The 1538-nt window shown below is 48.2% G+C and carries 1 protein-coding gene; it reads right to left on the bottom strand.

The annotated features are described in order from the left end of the window. Positions 1 to 15: 15 nt before the first annotated feature. Positions 16 to 1407, bottom strand: coding sequence for an IS110 family transposase (locus H6G32_RS26400; protein WP_190463725.1), 1392 nt, complete (start codon positions 1405 to 1407; stop codon positions 16 to 18). Between the last annotated feature and the right edge of the window lie 131 nt (positions 1408 to 1538).

The following is a 1538-nucleotide window of genomic DNA, read 5'->3' as shown; positions in this document are numbered from 1 at the left end:
GCGATCGCCTAAAAATTAGATTGAGTTAGTGGCGATCGCCTTTTTCAACTCCTTGAACAGCAACCGACAGCCATAGGCAGCAGTTTGGCTAATCACCAAATTACCGAAACCCTTCTTAACATCCTGAGTTTTCGCCCCCGGTGCAATTTCCTTAGCCGAACTGAGCAAACTAAGCTGCATTGACTGCATAGTCAAATTCAACATAGCCTCAACCTGGGGCGCCATTTCCTTTGACATCATGGGTAATAGACTGCGCTGGAGATTCTGTTTAAACTCCCGCAGCGCTTTCTCCTGTTGTCTAACAATGGCTTTCTCCTTCCATAGCTCAGGGTTGTCTTGGAATTGCGCCTTCCTGGTATCGTAGAATTTCCCCAATTTCCGACCGATTTCGTTGTCCGGTCTCGCTTTCGTTGGAGCAATCATATCGAAAATCCACAGGTACAACTGAGTGCGGCACAGTTTTGAGCCATTGCCAGTGTTCATGGTTTCTTTGTCCCCGCTGGAGTTTTCGTCTTTCGCCATACCCAGCCGTCTCTTGAATCGCCCCAACGACTCAAACTTTGTCACCGGGTAAATTTGGGAAATTAATAGTGCCTGGGGGCGAGTGCCAATCCCGAATCTACCCATCACCTGACGATAAACCTTAAATTCTGGAGCAGAGAGAATTTCCAATATCTGAACCTCAATCTCCATCTCCCAATCCCGCAAATCGCACAGCTGGTTAGCCAGGCGGCGGGTAAAAGTGGAGATTTCTACACCGTAGGATTTGGCGATGGACTGCTCCCAGAGTTTATCGTAGTAAAAACTTTGCCTTTTGAGATTTCGTTCCCGTCCAGCCAACCAACACCACATTGGTTCCATGCCATCAGCCGCGCTAATCTGCGATTTACTCAGGGCAGCTTCGGGAAACTCACGGGCCAGCTGCTGACGGGCGCGATTCACCACCGGACTCCTCATCCGATTCAACGATTGCAACTGCAACCACAATTGCCGCAGCCGTGCCACATTACCCGCTTCAAATTGAAGGAAAAAATCATCTTCTCCCCAATGAGTAAGAGCGTAGGCAGCCAAGGCTAGAGCATCCGCCTGGTCGTTCTTGTCGGGGAGTTTGTGTTGTTTGCGGTAATGCACAGCCTCCTGGTGGCCTGCCCAAATTACCGTTATGCCTTCAGCTTGGCAGATGTGGGCCCAAATCCAAGAGTAATGTACTCCCGTCGGTTCCATCACCACCGCGTCGGGTTTGAGTGCGAGTAATCCCGCCACCCCTTCAGCGTTAGCTTTAAAAGTTAATGGGTCAACGCCGTGCCGCTTATTTTCTTTGAAATATGTGCGGAAATTCCGGGGAATAGTTGTTAGTTCCCACGCAACAACACTGTCTTTGCAGACATCAAGCCCTACTATTTTCATGTTTTCAAGGTACAGATTGGAAGAATATTTTGCACAAATAACCCATACATACAAGCCACGAATCTTCCAAAATTGATGTTATCAATTCACTTTTAAGCCCAAATATGGGGGAAATATACAGCAGTAGTGAG

Origin of the sequence: Cylindrospermum sp. FACHB-282, assembly GCF_014697195.1 — a bacterium.
In the GTDB taxonomy this organism is placed as follows: Bacteria; Cyanobacteriota; Cyanobacteriia; order Cyanobacteriales; family Nostocaceae; genus Cylindrospermum.
The sequence above is the reverse complement of the archived record's forward strand: the minus strand, read 5'-3'. Positions and strand labels throughout refer to the sequence as shown.